Origin of the sequence: Streptomyces sp. NPDC087310 (assembly GCF_044744405.1) — a bacterium.
Taxonomy (GTDB): Bacteria; Actinomycetota; Actinomycetes; order Streptomycetales; family Streptomycetaceae; genus Streptomyces.
In genome coordinates this window covers 488,474-508,730 of the sequence record NZ_JBIUYF010000002.1, presented here as the reverse complement: position 1 = coordinate 508,730, position 20,257 = coordinate 488,474, and the positions used below count along the sequence as shown (strand labels likewise).

Annotated in this window: 18 protein-coding genes; 16 read left to right on the top strand and 2 right to left on the bottom strand. The window is 71.1% G+C overall.

Annotated elements, in window-relative coordinates:
- Positions 1–554 precede the first annotated feature (554 nt).
- From ACIO3P_RS08060 to ACIO3P_RS08020, 9 genes are all read left to right on the top strand, one after another.
- Positions 555–1,658 carry a glycoside hydrolase family 43 protein gene (locus tag ACIO3P_RS08060; protein ID WP_401848507.1) on the top strand — a complete coding sequence of 368 codons (1,104 nt, stop codon included), beginning with the start codon at positions 555–557 and terminating at the stop codon, positions 1,656–1,658.
- 182 nt (positions 1,659–1,840) lie between these two features.
- Positions 1,841–3,133: a 4-carboxymuconolactone decarboxylase gene (pcaC, locus tag ACIO3P_RS08055; RefSeq protein ID WP_329828010.1), complete on the top strand. Its 1,293-nt coding sequence runs from the start codon at positions 1,841–1,843 to the stop codon at positions 3,131–3,133.
- A gap of 89 nt (positions 3,134–3,222) precedes the next feature.
- Positions 3,223–3,855 carry an MBL fold metallo-hydrolase gene (locus ACIO3P_RS08050; protein ID WP_329828009.1) on the top strand — a complete coding sequence of 211 codons (633 nt, stop codon included), beginning with the start codon at positions 3,223–3,225 and terminating at the stop codon, positions 3,853–3,855.
- Between the two features lie 76 nt (positions 3,856–3,931).
- A complete protein-coding gene (locus ACIO3P_RS08045) occupies positions 3,932–4,711 on the top strand; it encodes an exodeoxyribonuclease III (RefSeq protein WP_401785686.1) in 780 nt (259 codons plus the stop codon).
- Between the two features lie 82 nt (positions 4,712–4,793).
- On the top strand, positions 4,794–5,231 hold the full coding sequence (locus ACIO3P_RS08040; RefSeq protein WP_329828006.1) for a DUF6278 family protein: 438 nt from the start codon (positions 4,794–4,796) through the stop codon (positions 5,229–5,231).
- A gap of 128 nt (positions 5,232–5,359) precedes the next feature.
- The gene (locus ACIO3P_RS08035; RefSeq protein WP_329828145.1) at positions 5,360–6,103 is read left to right on the top strand and encodes an amino acid ABC transporter ATP-binding protein; all 744 of its coding nucleotides are present in this window, start codon (positions 5,360–5,362) and stop codon (positions 6,101–6,103) included.
- Positions 6,104–6,204: 101 nt separating this feature from the next.
- A complete protein-coding gene (locus ACIO3P_RS08030; RefSeq protein ID WP_329828004.1) occupies positions 6,205–7,092 on the top strand; it encodes a glutamate ABC transporter substrate-binding protein in 888 nt (295 codons plus the stop codon).
- 9 nt (positions 7,093–7,101) lie between these two features.
- Complete coding sequence (locus ACIO3P_RS08025) at positions 7,102–7,746, top strand: amino acid ABC transporter permease (protein WP_329828003.1); 645 nt, start codon at positions 7,102–7,104, stop codon at positions 7,744–7,746.
- A complete protein-coding gene (locus ACIO3P_RS08020; protein WP_329828002.1) occupies positions 7,743–8,600 on the top strand; it encodes an amino acid ABC transporter permease in 858 nt (285 codons plus the stop codon). Before ACIO3P_RS08025 ends, ACIO3P_RS08020 begins: the two co-directional genes overlap by 4 nt.
- Before the next feature lie 138 nt (positions 8,601–8,738).
- On the opposite strand, the gene ACIO3P_RS08015 is transcribed toward ACIO3P_RS08020, so the two are convergent.
- Positions 8,739–9,482, bottom strand: a complete 744-nt coding sequence (locus tag ACIO3P_RS08015) for a hypothetical protein (RefSeq protein WP_329828001.1) — start codon at positions 9,480–9,482, stop codon at positions 8,739–8,741.
- Positions 9,483–9,607: 125 nt separating this feature from the next.
- Between ACIO3P_RS08015 and ggt the strand changes: the two genes are divergently transcribed.
- Both ggt and ACIO3P_RS08005 read left to right on the top strand, forming a co-directional pair.
- Positions 9,608–11,434, top strand: a complete 1,827-nt coding sequence (ggt, locus tag ACIO3P_RS08010) for a gamma-glutamyltransferase (RefSeq protein ID WP_401848509.1) — start codon at positions 9,608–9,610, stop codon at positions 11,432–11,434.
- A 253-nt stretch (positions 11,435–11,687) separates the two neighbouring features.
- Positions 11,688–14,711, top strand: coding sequence for a family 16 glycoside hydrolase (locus ACIO3P_RS08005; RefSeq protein WP_401848511.1), 3,024 nt, complete (start codon positions 11,688–11,690; stop codon positions 14,709–14,711).
- Positions 14,712–14,756: 45 nt separating this feature from the next.
- Here the strand turns inward: ACIO3P_RS08005 and map are convergent, their stop codons facing one another.
- Entirely contained in the window at positions 14,757–15,524 is a 768-nt protein-coding gene (gene map / locus ACIO3P_RS08000; RefSeq protein WP_329827998.1) for a type I methionyl aminopeptidase, read from the bottom strand.
- Positions 15,525–15,587: 63 nt separating this feature from the next.
- Between map and ACIO3P_RS07995 the strand changes: the two genes are divergently transcribed.
- The 5 genes from ACIO3P_RS07995 (at position 15,588) to ACIO3P_RS07975 (ending at position 20,177) form a co-directional block, all read left to right on the top strand.
- Complete coding sequence (locus ACIO3P_RS07995; RefSeq protein WP_401785702.1) at positions 15,588–15,839, top strand: helix-turn-helix domain-containing protein; 252 nt, start codon at positions 15,588–15,590, stop codon at positions 15,837–15,839.
- Positions 15,840–15,954: 115 nt separating this feature from the next.
- Positions 15,955–16,338, top strand: a complete 384-nt coding sequence (locus ACIO3P_RS07990; RefSeq protein ID WP_329827996.1) for a PPOX class F420-dependent oxidoreductase — start codon at positions 15,955–15,957, stop codon at positions 16,336–16,338.
- A 122-nt stretch (positions 16,339–16,460) separates the two neighbouring features.
- A complete protein-coding gene (locus ACIO3P_RS07985; RefSeq protein WP_401848513.1) occupies positions 16,461–17,897 on the top strand; it encodes a hypothetical protein in 1,437 nt (478 codons plus the stop codon).
- Between the two features lie 160 nt (positions 17,898–18,057).
- A complete protein-coding gene (locus ACIO3P_RS07980) occupies positions 18,058–18,900 on the top strand; it encodes a nitrilase-related carbon-nitrogen hydrolase (protein WP_329827993.1) in 843 nt (280 codons plus the stop codon).
- Positions 18,897–20,177 (top strand): aspartate aminotransferase family protein, encoded by a 1,281-nt coding sequence (locus ACIO3P_RS07975; RefSeq protein ID WP_329827991.1) that lies wholly within the window; start codon positions 18,897–18,899, stop codon positions 20,175–20,177. The genes ACIO3P_RS07980 and ACIO3P_RS07975 overlap by 4 nt, the downstream gene beginning before the upstream one ends.
- Positions 20,178–20,257 lie beyond the last annotated feature (80 nt).

Here is a 20,257-nt window from a genome sequence, read left to right as displayed (position 1 = left end):
TCGTATCGGCGGAGGGATAATGCGGAGTGTAATGCCGCACCACGATTTCGTGTACGGTCCGAAGGTGCCCGTTTCCCGGCGTGGCGGCGCCCGATATCCAGGTCGTCCGCTTTTACGGCGGCACGTCACCGTTCACCCCCGACTGCGTCCGTCCTTCCGTCGGCCGGGCGAAGAGGTGCTGGTGGGCGGTGCGTGTGGTGAGGGTGTGTGGCCTTTCGTGACACCGGGGCGGAATTCAGGTGTCCCAGTGGAGAATTTCCGGGTGGGGATCTGCCGGTGGTGAGAATGTTCCGGTGCGGCCCGAGTTTCGTCTGCGTCTTCCTTGGGTATTTTCTGGCGCTGGTTGAAGCGTGAAAGAAATGGTGTCGCGTCGGGCGGTGAATCCGCGGCACGGAAGGTGCTCGGTGATTTTGTGCCGAAAGGGAGGAAATCGGGATCCCTGTTCCAGTGACGGTCGTGCGCCTGCCGAGCCGCTTCCCTCTGTTGACGGTCGCCCGCCGTGTGGCGAACATGGAGAGCGCTCTCTGTCGTGGACATGATCAGGAGGAAACCTGATGTCCCCTGCGCGATGGCTCGCCGGCGTCGTTTCCCTCGGGCTCGCCGGCGCGCTCGTCCTCGGGCACGTGGCCACCGCCGGACCCGCGGAGGCCGTCATCGCGGCGACGGACGACCGGCCGTCCACGCTCGGCACCCCCCTCGTCGGCGGCGCCGACCCGAGCGTCATCAAGGTCGGCGACCTCTACGTCTCCGCCAAGTCCGTGGACGGCGGCATCGCGGTGCGGTCGGCGTCCACCCTGGAGGGCGTCGCCACCGCGCCCAAGCACCAGGTGTGGCGGGACACCGGCAACCTCGGCGAGGTCTGGGCCCCGGAGATCGTGCACCACGACGGTCGGTACCGCATCTACTTCGCCGCCGGCAGCGGTGCCGCCCACCGGATGTACCACATCAGTTCGGCCGCCCCGGACAGCGGATACTCCGCCGCCGCCAAGGTCGCCCTGCCCGGTGACGCCTGGGCCATCGACGGGGTGCCCTTCACCTTCGGCGGTCAGCGCTGGTTCGTGTGGTCCGGCTGGTCCGGCGACACCAACGTCGAGCAGAACCTCTACATCGCCAGGATGAGCAGCCCCACCACGACCACCGGCGGCCGTCACGTCATCTCGCAGCCGCGCGAGCCGTGGGAACGGGTCGTGGGCGACCCGTACATCAACGAGGCGCCCCAGCCGGTGGTCGACCCCAGCGGGCAGTTGCACATCGTGTACTCCGCGAACGGCAGTTGGAGCAGCAAGTACTGCATGGCCGATCTGCGGCTGCGGGCCGGCGGCGATCCCACGTACGTCTGGGACTGGTACAAGAGCAACGGCTGCCTGTTCGGCTCGTACGCCCCCTCGATGATGCCGGGCTGGACCCCCACACTGAACGTCGACGGCCCCGGCCACCACACCTTCGTCCTGCCGCGCGGCGACGCAGCCGCCGGCCCGCCGTCCGGCAACCGGTTCCCGACCATGTTCCACGCGGTCGCCAAAGGCACCCCGTACTCGTGGTCCAACCGCTACTGGTACACCGGCACGGCCGTCTGGTGGAGCAACACCACCTACCGCCGGGCCAACGTCCCCGGCGCCCCCACCGACGCCGGGTACAGCCTCAAGTTCTTCGAGTAGCGCGCCGCCCTGGTGGACAAGCCGTTCCCGCCGCCGACCCGGTCATGCGCACAGGTCGGAGATCACGTACCCGGCCCCTCAAGGGGCCAAGCGGTGCAGGACCTGTCGCAGCGAGGTGAACAAAAGCTGATGAGTCCGCCCTGACCCCGTGGGATCCCGGGAGACATGAGAGGGTCGTGCGGGTGAGCGAGACACCACCCAAGACCCTGCAGTACCGCATGGACGGTCCGGAGGACGCCCCCGTCCTGATCCTCGGCCCCTCCCTCGGAACCACCTGGCACATGTGGGATCGCCAGGTGCCCGAGCTGGCCCGGCAGTGGCGGGTGTTCCGCTTCGACCTGCCCGGACACGGGGGCGCGCCCGCGCACCCCGCCACCAGCGTCCCCGAACTGGCCCAGCGGCTGCTGACCACCCTCGACGGGCTCGGCATCCAGCGCTTCGGCTACGTGGGCTGCTCCATCGCCGGGGCCATCGGCGCCGAGCTGGCGCTGCGCCGGCCCGACCGGATCGCCTCGCTCGCGCTGGTCGCGGCCTCGCCCCGGTTCGGCACGGCCGACGAGTTCCGTCAGCGCGGGGTGATCGTCCGGGCCAACGGGCTGGACCCGATGGCCCGCAGCGCGCCCGAGCGCTGGTTCACCCCCGGCTTCGCCGCCGCACAGCCCGCCATCGTCGAGTGGGCCGTCCAGATGGTCCGTACGACCGACCCCGGCTGCTACATCGCCGCCTGCGAGGCGCTCGCCGCCTTCGACATACGCGCCGAGCTGGGCCGTATCACCGTGCCCACGCTCGTCCTGGTCGGCGCCGAGGACCAGGTCACCGGGCCCGCCGAGGCACGCACCCTGGTCGCGGGGATACCCGACGCCCGGCTGGCGCTGGTCCCCGGGGCCTCGCACCTGGCGCCCGTCGAGCAGCCCGCCGCCGTCACCGACCTGCTCGTGCACCACTTCGCCACCGCCTGGTACAACCCGTCGGACACCGCCACCGGGCTGACCGTGATGCCCGACCTGGGAAACCGGCCCTCGGTCTCCGCGACGATCGGCCCGGTCGCCGAGATCGCCCCCGCCGAGCAGCCCCAGGCCGTCGCCAGCGGGCGGCACGACCCGTACGACGCGGGGATGCTGGTCCGCAGACAGGTCCTGGGCGACGCCCATGTGGACCGCGCCATGGCCACCGCCGACGACTTCTCCGGCGACTTCCAGGAGCTGATCACCCGCTACGCCTGGGGCGAGGTGTGGACCAGGGAGGGTCTGGACCGCCGTACCCGCAGCGCGGTGACGCTGACCGCGCTCGTCGCGGGCGGGCATCTGGAGGAGCTGGCCTTCCACACCCGGGCCGCGCTGCGCAACGGCCTCACCCCGGCCGAGATCAAGGAAGTGCTGATCCAGAGCGCCGTCTACTGCGGCGTCCCCGCGGCGAACTCCGCGTTCCGGGTGGCCAGGACCGTGATCCAGGAGGAGACCCGGCCCGAGGCGTAGCAGGATGGTGGGTGAGGACGACGACGAGGCCGGCGGGGCCGACAGGGGGACGGACAGCGGTTCCGCGTGAGGAAGAGAGGCGGTCAGCGGTGAGGCTCACCAAGAAGACGCACGCTTGTGTCCGGCTGGAGAAGGACGGGCGCACGCTCGTCATCGACCCCGGGACCTTCACGGAGCAGGACGCGACGCGGGGCGCGGACGTCCTGCTCGTCACGCACGAGCACCCCGACCACTTCGACGAGGACCGGCTGCGGGCCGGCCTGGAGGCCAACCCGGGCGCCGAGCTGTGGACGCTGCGCAGCGTCGCCGAGCGGATGTCCGCCGCCTTCCCCGGCCGGGTCCACACCGTGGGGCACGGCGACACGTTCTCCGCGGCGGGCTTCGACATCCGGGTCTACGGCGAACTGCACGCGGTGATCCACCCGGACATCCCGCGGATCACGAACGTTGGCTATCTCGTGGACGGCTCGGTCTTCCACCCCGGCGACGCGCTCACCGTCCCCGACCACCCCGTCGACACGCTGCTGCTGCCCGTCCAGGCGCCCTGGAGCAAGATCTCCGAGGTGATCGAGTACGTACGGGAGGTCAAGCCCGTGCGCGCCTTCGACATCCACGACGCGCTGCTCACGGACCTCGCCCGGCCCATCTACGACACACAGATCGGCTCGCTGGGCGGCGCCGACCACGGCAGGCTGGCCCCCGGCGCCTCGGCCGAGCTGTAGCCCCGGAACCCCCTCCGGGACCCGCCCCGTACCGCCGTACCCCCGGCTGTCGGACCCCGCCGATAGGCTGTCACGCATGCGCATCGCCACCTGGAACGTCAATTCGATCACCGCCCGCCTGCCCCGGCTGCTGGCCTGGCTGGAGAGCAGCGGTACGGACGTGCTCTGCGTCCAGGAGACCAAGTGCGGCGAGGAGCAGTTCCCCGTCGAGCAGCTCCGCGAGGCGGGGTACGAGTCGGCGGTGAACGCCACGGGGCGGTGGAACGGGGTGGCGCTGCTCTCCCGCGTCGGCCTCGCGGACGTCGTCAAGGGGCTGCCCGGGGGCCCGCTGTACGAGGGCGTGGAGGAGCCGCGCGCGATCTCCGCGACCTGCGGCCCGGTCCGGCTCTGGTCGGTCTACGTGCCCAACGGGCGCGAGGTCGGCCACGACCACTACGCGTACAAGCTGCGCTGGTTCGAGGCGCTGCGCGACGCGGTCGCGGCGGACGCGGCGGGCCCGCGCCCGTTCGCCGTCCTCGGTGACTTCAACGTCGCCCCGGCGGACGAGGACGTCTGGGACCTGTCCCGCTTCGAGGGCGCCACACACGTCACCCCGGCCGAGCGCGCCGCGCTGGCCGCGCTGCGCGAGCAGGGCCTGGACGACGTGGTGCCCCGCCCGCTCAAGTACGACCGCCCGTACACCTACTGGGACTACCGGGAGCTGGGCTTCCCGAAGAACCGGGGCATGCGCATCGACCTGGTGTACGGGAACGGGCCGTTCGCGGGCGCCGTCAAGGACAGCTACGTCGACCGGGAGGAGCGCAAGGGCAAGGGCGCATCCGACCACGCCCCGGTCGTGGTCGACCTCGACGTCTGAGGCGGCAGGCGCCCCGCCGGGCCGGTGGGGCGTTCCGCGCGCCGTATGGTGCCCCGACAGGGGGAGTGGCAGGCTGAGCGGTATGAATTTCTCCTTCCTGGACAACTGGCGCAAGCGGCACGACAGCGCGGACGGTACGCCGCTCGCCTCCGCCGTCGGTGAGCCGGAAGGCGTGGCCGAGCTGCTCTCCGAGTGCGAGCTGCTGCGCGCCAGAGCGGGGCAGCACGGCCTGGAACTGGACGACTCCCCGGCCTCGTTGGAAGCGCTCGACCAGCTCCCCCCGCGCTGGCGCGACGACCCGGAGGAGCTGCCCTGGCTGGGCAACGACGCCGGTCTCTATCTGGGTACGGTGATCGTCCGCACCGTCCCCGGCGCGGTCTGGCACATCTGGCCGGGCGGTCACCCCGTCGTACGGCTGACGTCCGGGCGGGAGATCCAGGTCGTCGAGGCGGGTCTCGACTGGGCCGCGACCGGGGCGCCCGAGCTGTCCCAGGTCTACGCCGAGGCCGCCGAAGCCTGACGCGACAGGCTTTCAGCAGTAAATACGGCTTATGCCCCATATGTGCGTGTCGTGCGCGAAGTCCCTTGGCGGGCTGGATAGTTTGCGCTGACCTCGACACAGCCGAGAGTGAGTGGGTGGGGCAGCGTATGGCCGGCGAACCGTTGATCGAGCTGCGTGGTGTCAACAAGTACTTCGGGCAGTTGCACGTCCTCCAGAACATCGACCTCACGGTCGACCGCGGCGAGGTCGTGGTGGTCATCGGACCCTCGGGCTCCGGCAAGTCCACCCTCTGCCGGACGGTGAACCGGCTGGAGACGATCGATTCGGGCCGGATCACCATCGACGGCAGCCCGCTGCCCGCCGAGGGCCGCGGGCTCGCCCGGCTCCGTACCGAAGTGGGCATGGTCTTCCAGTCGTTCAACCTCTTCGCGCACAAGACCGTGCTGGCCAATGTCTCCCTCGCGCAGATCAAGGTCCGCAAGCGCAAGAAGGAGGACGCCGACCGGCGCTCCCGGGAACTGCTCGACCGCGTCGGCCTCGCCGACCAGGCGGACAAGCTGCCCGCCCAGCTCTCCGGCGGCCAGCAGCAGCGCGTGGCCATCGCCCGCGCGCTCGCCATGGACCCCAAGGCGCTGCTCTTCGACGAGCCCACCTCTGCGCTCGACCCGGAGATGATCAACGAGGTCCTCGAAGTGATGCGGCAGCTCGCGGGCGAGGGGATGACCATGGTCGTCGTCACCCACGAGATGGGCTTCGCCCGCTCCGCCGCCAACCGCGTCGTCTTCATGGCCGACGGCCGCATCATCGAGGACCGCACCCCGGAGGACTTCTTCACCGCCCCCGCGAGCGACCGGGCCAAGGACTTCCTCTCCAAGATCCTCAAGCACTGACGGGGGTGCGGTTCGTGAGACGCCCGCTGAGACGCCCGCTGAGACGCCCGCTGAGACGCCCGCTGAGGCACCCGCTGAGACGCCCCAGGACCGCCAGGACGGTGCTCGCCGCACTCCTGCTCGCCCTCCTCGCTGCGGGGTGCGGCAAGGCCGGCAGCCCGCCCGTGAAGGGCCCCCGGCCCGACGCGCTGCCCCGCTACCACGTCGACCAGGGCTTCCGGCTGCCCTCCTCGCCCACCTGGGAGAAGGCCAAGCGCCGCGGCTACCTGATCGTCGGGGCCAAGGAGGACCAGCCGTACATGGGCGAGAAGGACCCCGCCACCGGCGTCTACTCCGGCTTCGACATCGAGATCGCCAAGATGATGTCGGCGTCCCTCGGCTTCGACCCGAAAACCATCCGCTTCCGCACCATCGCCTCCGCGAACCGCGAGACCGCCCTCCAGAACGGGCAGATCGACTACTACGTCGGCACGTACACCATCAACGCCAACCGCAAGAAGCTCGTCGGCTTCGCCGGTCCCTACTACATGGCCGGCCAGTCCCTCCTCGTACGGACCGACGAGCACGGCATCGAGGGGCCGCGGGACCTCGACGGCAAGCGCGTCTGCTCCGCCTCCGGCTCCACCCCGTACCAGCGGATGCAGCAGGACTACCCGCGCGTCCAGCTCGTCGGGTACGACACCTATTCCGTCTGCGTGGACAACCTGCTGACCTTCCAGGTCGCCGCCGTCACCACCGACGACACCATCCTCCAGGGGTACGCGGCCAAGGTGCCCAAGGAGCTGAAGGTCGTCGGCAAGCCTTTCTCCAAGGAGCCGTACGGCATCGGCGTCCCCCGCTCCGACAACGCCCTGCGCCTCGCGCTGGACGACGCCCTCGCCGTCCACGAGCGCGACGGCGACTGGCAGAAGGCGTACGACGCGACCCTCGGCCTCTCCGGCCGCAAGGCGACCCCGCCCCCGCCCATCGACCGCTACCCGGCGAGCTGAGGCCGCGCCATGAACGTACTCACCGACAACTTCGCCCTCTACGGGGAGGGTTTCCTCGGCACGGTCGAACTGACCGTCTACGCCTCGCTGCTGGCACTCGCCCTCGGCTTCCTCATGGCCTCGTTCCGGGTGTCGCCCGTACGCTCCCTGCGCGCGCTGGGCACCGTCTGGGTCACCGTGCTGCGCAACACCCCGCTGACGCTGCTCTTCTTCGCCGTCGTCCTCGGGCTGCCGCGCTTCGGACTCGTCCTGCCCTTCCAGCTCTTCGCGGTCCTCGCCCTCGGCTGCTACACCTCCGCGTTCATCTGCGAGGTGCTGCGCTCCGGCATCAACACCGTCCACAAGGGGCAGGGCGAGGCGGCCCGCAGCCTCGGCATGAGCTTCGGTCAGACGCTCGGTGACGTGGTCCTGCCGCAGGCGTTCCGTACGGTCATCCCGCCCATCGGCTCCACGCTGATCGCGCTGGCCAAGAACTCCGCGATCGCGGGCGCGTTCAGCGTCACCGAACTGCTCGGCACCTACAAGGTCCTCAGCGAGAGGGGCTACAACATCGTCTGGTCGTTCGTCTGGATCGCTGTGGGCTATCTCCTCATCACCCTGACCATCAGCGCGCTGTTCAACGTGATGGAGAAGCGCTGGGGAGTCGCCCGATGAGTGAATCGACCGCCCTCTACGACATCCCCGGTCCCCGCACCCGGCGCCGGCACCGCACCTACGGGCTGGTGTCGACGGCCGTGATCGCCGCGCTGATCGGCTGGCTGCTCTATCTGCTCTTCGACACCGGCCAGTTCACCGCCGTCAAGTGGGACCCCTTCACGTACCAGGGGATCCAGGACCTGCTGCTGCGTGGACTCGCCAACACCCTCAAGGCGTTCGGGTACGCGGCGGTGCTCTCGCTCGCGCTCGGCGCGGTCCTCGCCTGCGGCCGGCTCTCCGCGCACCGGCCGGTGCGCTGGCTCGCCACCGTACTGGTCGAGTTCTTCCGGGCCATGCCCGTACTGGTGATGATCTTCTTCATCTTCGTGGCGCTGAAGGTGCAGGCCCTGCCCGCGCTGGTGGCGGGTCTGACGCTCTACAACGGCTCCGTGCTCGCCGAGGTCTTCCGTACCGGAGTCCACGCGGTGGAGCGCGGTCAGGGGGAGGCGGCGTACGCGCTCGGCATGCGCAAGACGCAGGTCATGACGTACGTGCTGGTGCCGCAGGCGGTCCGCGCCATGCTGCCCACGATCATCAGCCAGTTGGTGGTCGCTCTCAAGGACACATCGCTCGGTTATCTCATCACCTACGAGGAGTTCCTCCATGCCGGCAAGCTCATCGCCTCGAATCTCGACTACGATTTGCCGTTCATCCCTGTGGTGATGGTGATTTCGCCGATCTACATCGGGATGTGCATGCTGCTCTCCTGGTTCGCCCACTGGCTGGCCGGGCGTCAGCGGCACAACCCGAGAACCGAGGCCGTGGGAGCCGCCCCGGCCGCACCAGGGACGCTGCTGCCGGGCGGGCAGTAGCGCAGGGCAGTGGCCCGCCCGGCAGACAGCCGGAGATCACTTCTCGTACGGCGGCGGTACCCGGCGGAGACGACGGGCGGCCGGCGCACGGGGGGAAGGTCAGCTGTCCGCCGGTCGGGTTGTGCTCGGGCCGCACGCCTACTCGGCGGGCCCGGTCGCCGGGGCGGGCTCCGGCAGTGGGGTCCGGGCCGCGCGCGTCACATCGGCGACCAGCTCCACCACATCGGGGCCGTACGCCTCCGAGTTCACCACCTTCAGCAGCAGACAGAACGAATCCGTGCCGTACTTGCGCGTCAGCCGCTCGTGATGGCGGGCCAGATAGCGCGTGGCCGCCTGATTGGTGATGGCCCGCTGGCCGCAGCAGAGGAAGACGGGCCGCGCGCCCTCCCCGACGGTCAGCCGCGCCAGCAGGACGTACTCCAGGACCCCCGCCTCCGCGAGATACCGCTCCGTCCCGATCCGGAAGGCGCCGTGCTCGGCCACCTGATCGGAGTCGGTGGTCACCCGCACCCCGGGCAGCAGGGAGGTGAGATGGGCCGCCATCCGCCGATTGGTCGACGGGCCGCCGAGGCAGAACTCCGTACGCTCCCCGAACCCCTGGCGCGCGGTGTCGTGCTGGACGATGTCGGCGTGCGCGCCGCAGTCCTTGATCAGCGCGGAGAGTTCCAGCAGCGCGGAGACGTCGTGGCGGTGGACGGCGCCGTCGCTGCCCGCCTTGCGGTTGACGACCAGCAGGCACTCGGAGTTGCTGGGCAGCCCGAAGAACGCCTGCTTCCTGCGCAGTCTGCGCTGCCAGAGAGCGGTGCGGGCGAGCCAGCCCAGCGCGGCGCTGACCCCGGCGGCGACAACGCCGAGCACGATGTTGCGTATGTCGTCATTCATGGGCGCGCATCGTAGCCGGACCACGCGCCCGTGTCAGAGAGGCGGTCCTGACGACGCCGGTGCGCGGCGGTTACGCTGCGCGCGGACAGTCGCCGACTGGCCCCACCGCTGACTGGAGGTACCTGATGCGTCGCTCCGCCGTGCGGAATGTCTCCCTCATGGCCGTCGCCGCCGCGCTGCTCTCGGTCGGCGCCGCCGCGCCGCCCTCGGCGCCCACGGCGGTGTCGCAACGGACGGGCCCGCCCGTGAAGGTGCCGGTCGCGGCGGGGTACGGGGGAGCGGTCGCCAGCGTCGACGCCGACGCCTCGGCGGCGGGCATCGAGGTGCTCAGGAAGGGCGGCAACGCCGTGGACGCGGCCGTCGCCACCGCCGCCGCCCTCGGGGTCACCGAGCCGTACTCCGCGGGCATCGGCGGAGGCGGCTACTTCGTCTACTACGACGCCAGGTCCCGTACGGTGCACACCATCGACGGGCGGGAGACCGCGCCGGCCTCCGCCGACAGCTCGCTCTTCCTGGAGAACGGCAAGCCGATCCCGTTCGCGGAGGCCGTGACCAGCGGACGCGGCGTCGGCACCCCCGGCACCCCGGCCACCTGGGACACCGCGCTCGACGCGTGGGGCAGCCGGTCGCTCGGGCAGGTGCTGAAGCCCGCGGAGCGGCTGGCGAAGGACGGCTTCACGGTCGACGCGACCTTCCGCTCGCAGACCCAGTCGAACCAGGAGCGGTTCGCCGACTTCCCCGACACCGCCGAGCTCTTCCTGCCCGGCGGCCAACTGCCCGTCGTGGGCTCGGTCTTCAAGAACCCCGACCTGGCCCGTACGTACCGGGAGCTGGGCCGCGAGGGCACCGGAGTGCTCTACCGGGGCGCCCTGGGCCGCGACATCGTCCGTACGGTCCGCACACCCCCGGTCGACCCGGCGGCCGGCCGCACGGTGCGCCCCGGCGACCTGACGGCGCGGGACCTCTCCACGTACCGCACGAAGCGCCAGGCACCGACCAAGGTCACCTACCGCGGTCTCGACGTGTACGGCATGGCGCCCTCCTCGTCCGGCGGTACGAGCGTCGGCGAGGCGCTCAACATCCTTGCCCGTACGGACCTTTCGAAGGCGACGCAGGCCGCGTACCTGCACCGCTACATCGAGGCGAGCCGGATCGCCTTCGCCGACCGGGGCCGCTGGGTCGGCGACCCGGCCTTCGAGGACGTCCCCACGAAGGGACTGCTCTCGCGGCGCTTCGCGGACTCCCGCGCCTGCCTGATCAAGGACGACGCGGTCCTCAAGAGCCCCCTGGCGCCCGGCGATCCGAGCGACCCGACGCCGTGCGCGCCGGGCGGCACCGCGGCGCCGACCACGTTCGAGGGCGAGAACACCACGCATCTCACCGCCGCGGACAAGTGGGGCAACGTCGTCGCGTACACCCTGACCATCGAGTCGACGGGCGGCAGCGCGATCACCGTGCCGGGCCGGGGCTTCCTGCTCAACAACGAACTGACGGACTTCTCGTTCGCCCCGGCCAACCCGGCGGTCCACGACCCGAACCTGCCGGGACCTGGCAAGCGGCCGAGGTCGTCGATCTCCCCGACGATCATCCTGGACCGGCACGGCAAGCCGGTCCTGGCGGTCGGTTCGCCGGGCGGCGCGACCATCATCACCACCGTGCTCCAGACGCTGACGGGCACGCTCGACCGCGGTCTGCCGCTGGTCGAGGCGATCGCCGCGCCCCGGGCCAGCCAGCGCAACGCGGCCTCCACGGAGCTGGAGCCGGGGCTGTGGAACAGCCCCGTACGGCAGCAACTGGAGGCGCTGGGTCACACGTTCACCCAGAACCCGGAGATCGGCGCGGCCACCGGGGTGCAGCGGCTGCCGGACGGCCGCTGGCTGGCGGCGGCCGAGAAGGTACGCAGGGGAGGCGGCTCGGCGATGGTCGTCCGCCCGGCGGGCGGGACGCCCTGACCTGGTCCTGATCCACCGGTCCGAAGGGGCTGATCCACCGGGTCCGTAGAGCCCGTTCCACCGCGGGCGGAGGGCCCGGACCGCCGGTCCGGGCCCTCCGCCCGCGCCGTCCCGCCCCCACCGCCTCACGAGTTTCAACTCGTTGTGGACAAAGTGTGGACGGTTCGAGGCACTCTTCGTACGCTGGGCGTCGCTCTCGCACGGAAGGTCCGTCCCCGGCCGCGCTGCCCCGCAGCGCACAGCAGGAGGAAGAGTGACGCCCCGCACGCACCAGAGCGCCCCCAGCCATCGCCGTAGCCCCCGGAGAATCGCCGGGCTGTTCCTCGCGGCCCTCCTCACCGGCGGCCTCGCGGCGCCGGTCGCCGAGGCGGACGAGAGACCCTTCGGAGACCTGCCGCCCCAGGAACCCGGGGTCACCCTGCGGGTCTTCGACATCCAGTCCCCGCTGAGCAAGCTCTGCGACCTCAAACCGGCCCAGACCCCCAACGTCGACAAGCTGATCCCCACCGTCGACTGGTCCTCCACCGACGGCTTCGGTTTCACCGACAACTTCGTGTCGCAGATCATCGGCAACATCGACGTGCCCGCGGACGGTACGTACGCCTTCCGTCTGATCAGTGACGACGGTTCGCGGCTGTTCATCGGTGACAAGAAGGTCATCGACCACGACGGACTCCACGGCGCCGAGCCCAAGGACGGCGAGATCGCCCTCCTCCCCGGCTACCACCCCCTGCGGATCGACCACTTCGACCGCGGCGGCGGCCAGCAGGTCACCCTCCAGTGGAAGCCGCCGGGCGCCGACGCCTTCACCCTCGTCCCCAACTCCGTGCTCAGCACCGACGCCGGAGTCGTCCGGGTCACCGCCCCCGGCCGCAAGGAGTGCGAGGGAACCTACGACACCCCCGGCGACGGTCTCCCGCTGACCTCGGTCAACCCCGGCTACACCCTCACCGATCTGCGCCCCGAGGGCTTCGAGCCGCAGGTCTCCGCGATGGACTGGCTGCCGGACGGCCGGCTCGCCGTGACCACCTGGGGCGGCAGCACCGAGACCGAGGGAGAGGTGTACGTCCTCGACCATGTGACAGGCGACACCGGTCCGGAGAAGGTCACCTACACGAAGATCGCCGACGGCCTGAAGGAGCCGATGGGGATCAAGTACGTCGAAGGAAAGCTGTACGTCTCGGAGAAGCATCAACTGACCGAGCTGTCCGACACCGAGGGCGTCAACTCCGCTGACGAGATCCGCAAGGTCGCCTCCTGGCCGTACGGAGGGAACTTCCACGAGTTCGCCTTCGGACTGCTCTACGAGCGCGGCGACTTCTATCTGAACCTCTCCGTCGCCATCAACTACGGCGGCGCGACGACCGTTCCGCAGCCCGCCGAAAACCGCGGCACCACCGTCAAGGTGAACAGGAAGACGGGCAAGGTCAGTTACCTGGCCGGCGGCCTCCGTACACCGAACGGGATCGGACGGGGCCCGGAGGGTGAACTCTTCGTCACCGACAACCAGGGCGGCTGGCTGCCCGCCTCCAAGCTGCTCCATGTCAAGAAGGACCGGTTCTTCAACCACTACACCGAGCCGGACGGCCCGTTCGACGACCGTACGGTCACCAAGCCGGTGCTCTGGCTGCCGCAGAACGAGATAGCCAACTCGCCCAGTACGCCGATGCTGTTGAAGAAGGGGCCCTTCGCCGGGCAGATGCTCTTCGGCGATGTCACCTACGGCGGGCTCCAGCGCGCCGACCTGGAGAAGGTGAAGGGCGAGTACCAGGGCGCGGTGTTCCGGCACACGCAGGGTCTGGAGGCCGGCATCACCCGGATCAGCACCGGACCGGACGGTGCGATCTACGCGGGCGGTCTCGGTGCCGACGGAAACTGGGGCCAGGAGGGCAAACTCCGCTTCGGCCTCCAGAAACTCACCCCGAACGGCAAGGTCGCCTTCGACGTCAAGACCATGCGCGCCACCCGCGACGGCTTCGAACTCACCTACACCCAGCCCCTGTCGGAGGAGACGGCCGCCAAGCTGACGAGCGGCGCCTACTCCGTCGAGCAGTGGCGTTACGTGCCCACCCCGGCGTACGGAGGCCCCAAGGTCGACCAGGAGGTCCTGCCCGTCACGGCCGCCCGGCTGTCCGACGACCGCCGCAAGGTCCGGCTCACCATCCCCGGCCTCAAGACCGACCGGGTGGTGCACGTCCGGTCGCCGCGCCCGTTCGCCTCGGCCGCGGGTGAACAACTCTGGTCCACCGAAGCCTGGTACACACTGAACGCCCGCCCGGGACCCGAGCAGCCCGTCACCTCGTACGACGCCGAGTCGGGGCGCCTGAGCGGCGGGGCCGACATCGACACCGAGCACGCCGGCTACACCGGCGGCGGCTTCGTCGACGGCTTCGGCGCCGAGGGCGCCACCGTCACCTTCGAGGTCGACGCACCCGCGAAGGGCAGCTACGACGTGGGGCTGCGCTACGCCAACGGCCCCGACCCCTTCACCGGCACCAAGACCATCGGCGTCGGTGTCAACGGCGGGCAGACCCGGCAGACCGGTCTGCCCTCCACCGGCGCCTGGAACCGCTGGTCCACGAAGACCGAACGGTTCACCCTGAACAAGGGCCGCAACACCGTCACGTACACCCACCGGCCCGAGGACACCGGCCATGTCAACCTCGACATGATCGAGGTGCGCGGGGCGGGCAGCCGTATCGACCTGTTCTCCGGTGGCAGCGTCTCCAGCGCCTGGCAGCACACCGACGGCCGCGGTGTGGAATGGCCGCGTACCGCCGAGAACTCCATCGAGGTGTGCTGCGGCGACATTCGGACCAAACAGGCGTTCGGCGACTTCGCGCTGCACGCCGAGTTCCGGGTGCCGAAGCTGCCGGACGACGTCACCGGGCAGGACCGCGGCAACAGCGGCATCTACCTCCAGGAGCGGTACGAGATCCAGATCCTGGACTCCTTCGGTGTGGAGAAACTGGCCGCGAACGAGGCCGCGTCCATCTACAACAAGAAGGCCGCCGACCTGAACGCCGCCACCGCGCCCGAGACCTGGCAGACGTACGACATCGTCTTCCGCGCGGCCCGTTTCGACGCCGAGGGCCGGAAGACCGAGGACGCCAGGATCACCGTGGTGTGGAACGGCACGAAGGTCCACGACAACGTGGCGGTGGACGGCCCGACCGGCGCCGGCGACGCCGAATCGGCGGCCAAGGGGGCGATCCGGCTCCAGGACCACGGCAACAAGGTCCGCTTCAGGAACGTCTGGATCGAGCCGCTGGACTGACCGGCACGGGCGGAACGGCCGGTACGGTACGGGGGCCGCTGGTTCTCAGAGCGCCGTCAGGATCCGCGGCCCCTCGTCGGTGATGGCCACCGTGTGCTCCACATGGGAGGCGCGGCTGCGGTCGAGGGTACGGACCGTCCAGCCGTCACGGGCCGTGAAGCAGCGGTCCGTACCACTGCTCGTCAGCATCGGCTCGATCGCCAGCACCATGCCGTGGCGCAGCCGCATACCGCGGCCCGGGCGGCCCTCGTTGGGGACGCCCGGGTCCTCGTGCATGGTGCGGCCCACGCCGTGGCCGCCGAAACCGGCGGGGATGCCGTACCCCGCCGCGCGGCAGACCCGGCCGATCGCGTGCGCGATGTCGCCGATGCGATTGCCGACCCGGGCCGCGGCGATACCCGCCTCCAGCGCCCGGTACGACGTGTCGATCAGCCGGAGGTCGTCCGGGCGGGCGCGGCCGACCGTGAAGCTGACCGCCGAGTCCCCGACCCAGCCGTCGAGGACCGCACCGCAGTCGATCGACACGAGGTCGCCGTCGGCCAGCCGGTAGGAGCCGGGGATGCCGTGCACGATCATGTCGTTGACGGAGGCGCAGATGACCGCGGGGAAGGGGGTGGGCGCCCAGTCGGGGTGATAGTCGAGGAAGGGCGAGCCGGCGCCCGCCTCGCGCAGTACGGCGCGGGCGGTCTCGTCGAGGGCGCGCAGCGCGACCCCCACGGCCGCGGCCTCCCGTACGGCTGTGAGCGCCTGGGCGACGACCCGGCCCGCTCCGCGCATGGCGTCCAGGGACGCATCGGTTTTGATCTCCACCATTCCAATAACAATACCGGTGGGCGGGGTGCCCGGGAATCGCCGGGGCGGTATTACAATGACGGAATGGTACGGACCCCTCTCACCACCGAAGAGCGCGAGCGCGGCGAACGACTCGGCCGGCTGCTTCGCGAGGCGCGCGGCTCACGCAGCATGGTGGAGGTGGCCGCCGTCGCCGGACTCTCCCCCGAGACGCTGCGCAAGATCGAGACCGGCCGCGCCCCTACCCCCGCCTTCTTCACGGTGGCCGCGCTGGCCGCGGCGCTGGGGCTGTCGATGGACCGGATCGCGGCGAGCTGCTCGCCGGTGCCGGTCTGACGGACCCCGCCCGGCGCGTCTGACGGATCCCACCCGGCGCCGCTCCGGCGCCACGCGCCCGTGGCCCGGGCGGACATGGCGGGGGAAGCGCGGGGGAGTGCGTAGGCTCGTGGTCGTGACGACCCTCGACGACCTCGCCCGCAGCCGCTACGTCAGCCTCACCACCTACCGCAAGGACGGGACGGGTGTCGCCACCCCCGTCTGGCACGCGGTGGACGGCGGAGAGCTGTTCGTCTGGACCCGCTCCGACTCCTGGAAGGTCAAGCGCATCCGCAACAACCCCCGTGCGGTGGTGGCGGCGTGCGACGTACGCGGGCGGATCGCCCCGGGCGCGCCGGCCGCCGAGGGCACGGCGCGGCTGCTCGAAGGAGCGGACCTGGACCGGGTCCTGCGGCTCGTCGCGCGCAAGTACACCTGGCAGTTCTGGCTGGTCGACGTGCCGGCCCGGATCGTCCGGCGCGGCAAGCGTCCGCACACCGGGATCGCCGTCACCTTCTGACGTCCGGACACTGAGCGCATCGCACCCTCCCGGAAAACTGTCTGTATTCGGCCCGTAACACGACTGAGGTCGAATGCCTCGGACCGGAGTGTTCTCTTCGGCACGGGAGGGACGAGACAGCGATGGCGGTGCGGCAACTCCCGGTGGAGATCGGGACGTTCGCGCGATACTTAACGGATCTGACGACGCTGCTGAACCCCGGCGCCGGCTGGTACGGAGTCTTCCTCCACCGCGACCCCGACGGTCTGCGGGCCTGCCTCGACGGCACCGAGATCCCGCCGTGGGACGTGGTGGAGTCGCTGCTCCAGGACTTCGCCGCCGGACGCGACACCCACGCCGTCGCCGGGGAGCGCGAGCGGGCGCGACGGCTCCACTCCGCCTCCGCCGGGGCGTACGACCGGCTCCCCGGCGGCGGTGCGGCGCTCACCGAACGGCTGCGGCTGACGGACCGGGACCGGACGCACGCGGCGGGCCGGGCCGAGGAACTGGTCCGGCTGCTCCGTACCACGCCCGAGGGTTCGCCCGGCGAGCAGCAGCTCACCCACGATCTGGCCTGGATCCGCGACGACCTCGCCCGCGCCACCGCCCGCTGCGCCGAACTCCAGGCCAGAATGGCGGCGTTGCCCGGTCCGAGCGCCGCTCCCGGCGCCGCTCCCGTGGCCCTCGCGGCCCCCGCGAGCCCTGAGCAGGCGCCCGCGCGGGGCCGGACGCTCTGGGGCGGCCGGCGCCGTACCGGAGGGACGACGGCCCCCGCCACGGCCCCCGCCGAGGGCGACGCCGGTCCTGGCGCCGCCGAGGCCGCCGCCGCGCCCCGGCCCAAGGCCCAGCAGAAGAAGCGCAAACCGCGCGGCGCCCGCTTCGCCGGGATCGAGGTCGACGAGGCGGACGAGATCCAGGAGGCCGAGGAGCCGCCGCCCGCGCCCCTGCTCCCGGCGCCGCCGCCCGCCGCGCCCGCCACCCCGCGCGGCGCCCGGTTCGGCGGCGCGCCCGTCGCACCCCTGCGCGAAGCGCCCGCCGAGCCCTCGCCGGAGGACCGCCGCGCCGCCGTCCTGACCGTCACCGAGCTGCGCAGGCTGCGCGCCGAGGGGCGGACGGGCGAGGCGCACGTCGTGCTCTGCGAGGCCGCGGGCCGCCCGCCGCAGCAGCTTCCTCTGCTCGCCGCCGAGCTGCACCGCGCCGGCCTCGGCGCCGACTGGGCCGAACTGCTCTGGGAGGCGGCGTTCCTGCCGCCCGCGCAGCTCGCCGCGGCGGCCGGGGCGCTCGCCGTCGCCGGCCGCGACGACGACTGCGGGCAGTTGCTGCGCCAGGGTGTCTCCCGGCCGGCCGAGGAGATCACCGACGCCGTGCTCGCGCTGGGCGAGGCGGGCCGCGCGCACGAGGCGCGTGCGCTGCTCAGCGCCTTCGTACAGGCGCGTGCGCCGGAGGACTCGGCGCTCGTCGCCGCGCCCGATCCGCGCCGGCTCGTACCGCAGCTCCTCGACGCGGCGCGCGCCGTGTCGGCCTCCCGTGAGCGCGATGTGGTGCATGCTCTGCGGGTGGCCGGAATCGCACCGGCCTGAGCGGGGCGGCCCGATGTCGACCGCTCGGGTGTGAAACAGACTCGACCCTGCGGGTTAACGACGATGGTCTTGCCCCCGTGTGAACCGGGGCTTACGTTCTCCTCCTACGCAAAATCTACGTGCGTAGAGCTGGCCGAAGCACCCGCCGAAGGAGCAGCTCGTGGCCCGAGTCGTACGCGCCGCACTCGTCCAGGCGACCTGGACGGGCGACACCGAATCCATGATCGCCAAGCATGAGGAGCACGCCCGCGAGGCGGCCCGGCAGGGCGCGAAGATCATCGGATTCCAGGAAGTCTTCAACGCCCCCTACTTCTGCCAGGTGCAGGAGCCGGAGCACTACCGCTGGGCCGAGCCCGTCCCGGACGGGCCGACCGTCACCAGGATGCGCGAGCTGGCCCGGGAGACCGGCATGGTCGTGGTGGTCCCGGTCTTCGAGGTCGAGCAGTCCGGCTTCTACTTCAACACCGCCGCGGTGATCGACGCCGACGGCACGTATCTCGGCAAGTACCGCAAGCACCACATCCCGCAGGTCAAGGGGTTCTGGGAGAAGTACTACTTCAAGCCCGGGAACGCCGGCTGGCCCGTTTTCGACACCGCCGTCGGCAAGGTCGGCGTCTACATCTGCTACGACCGCCACTTCCCCGAGGGCTGGCGCCAGCTCGGCCTGAACGGCGCCGAGATCGTGTACAACCCGTCCGCCACCTCGCGCGGTCTCTCCAGCTATCTCTGGCAGCTCGAACAGCCCGCCGCCGCCGTCGCCAACGAGTACTTCATCGCCGCGATCAACCGCGTCGGCCAGGAGGAGTACGGCGACAACGACTTCTACGGCACCAGCTACTTCGTCGACCCGCGCGGCCAGTTCGTGGGCGAGCCCGCGAGCGACAAGGCCGAGGAACTGGTCGTACGGGACCTGGACTTCGCGCTGATCGACGAGGTACGTCAGCAGTGGGCGTTCTACCGGGACCGGCGCCCCGACGCGTACGAGGGGCTGGTGCGGCCGTGAGCGACCTCCACGACCGGCACCGCGCCGTCCTGCCCGACTGGCTCGCGCTCTACTACGACGAGCCCATCGAGATCAGCCACGGCGAGGGCCGCCATGTCTGGGACGCCGAGGGCAACCGCTACCTCGACTTCTTCGGCGGCATCCTCACCACCATGACCGCCCACGCGCTCCCCGAGGTCACCAAGGCGGTGAGCGAGCAGGCGGGCCGGATCATCCACTCCTCCACGCTCTACCTCAACCGCCCGATGGTCGAACTCGCCGAGCGCGTCGCGGCGTTGTCCGGCATCCCGGACGCCCGGGTCTTCTTCACCACCTCCGGCACCGAGGCCAACGACACCGCGCTGATGCTGGCGACCGCGTACCGCGGCTCCAGCCAGATCCTCGCGATGCGCAACAGCTACCACGGCCGGTCCTTCTCCACCGTCTCCATCACCGGCAACCGCGGCTGGTCGCCCACCGGGCTCTCCCCGCTCCAGACGCTGTACGTGCACGGCGGCGTCCGTAACCGCGGCCCCTACGCGGGCCTCACGGACGAGCGGTTCATCGAGGCGTGCGTCGCCGACCTGGAGGACCTGCTCGGCCACACCCGTACCCCCGCCGCGCTGATCGCCGAACCGGTGCAGGGCGTCGGCGGGTTCACCGCCCCGCCGGACGGGCTGTACGCCGCGTTCCGCGAAGTCCTCGACCGTCACGGCATCCTGTGGATCAGCGACGAGGTGCAGACCGGCTGGGGCCGCACCGGGGACCACTTCTGGGGGTGGCAGGCGCACGCCGGGAACGGCCCGCCGGACCTGCTCACCTTCGCCAAGGGCATCGGCAACGGCATGTCCATCGGCGGGGTCGTCGCCCGCGCCGACATCATGAACTGCCTGGACTCCAACTCCATTTCGACCTTCGGCGGCAGCCCCGTCACCATGGCGGCCGGCCTCGCCAACCTCTCGTACCTCCAGGAGCACGACCTCCAGGGCAACGCCCGCCGGGTCGGCGGTCTGCTCATCGAGCGGCTGCGGGCCATCGGCGCGTGTGTCGACTCCGTACGCGAGGTGCGCGGCCGGGGGCTGATGATCGGTATCGAGCTGATCAACCCCGCGACCGGCGAGGCGGCGCCGCGGACGGCCTCGGCCGTACTCGAAGCGGCCCGCGAGGGCGGGCTGTTGCTCGGCAAGGGCGGTGGCCACAACACCAGCGTGCTGCGGATCGCCCCGCCGCTGTCGCTGACCGTCGCCGAGGCCGAAGAGGGCGCCGAGATCCTGGAACAGGCCCTGCGGGGCGTCTGATTCCACACTCCGGCCGCCCCGCCCGACCGCGCGACGGTCCGACCGAGCGTCCGGCCGGGCACGGCCACGTACGACGGCCG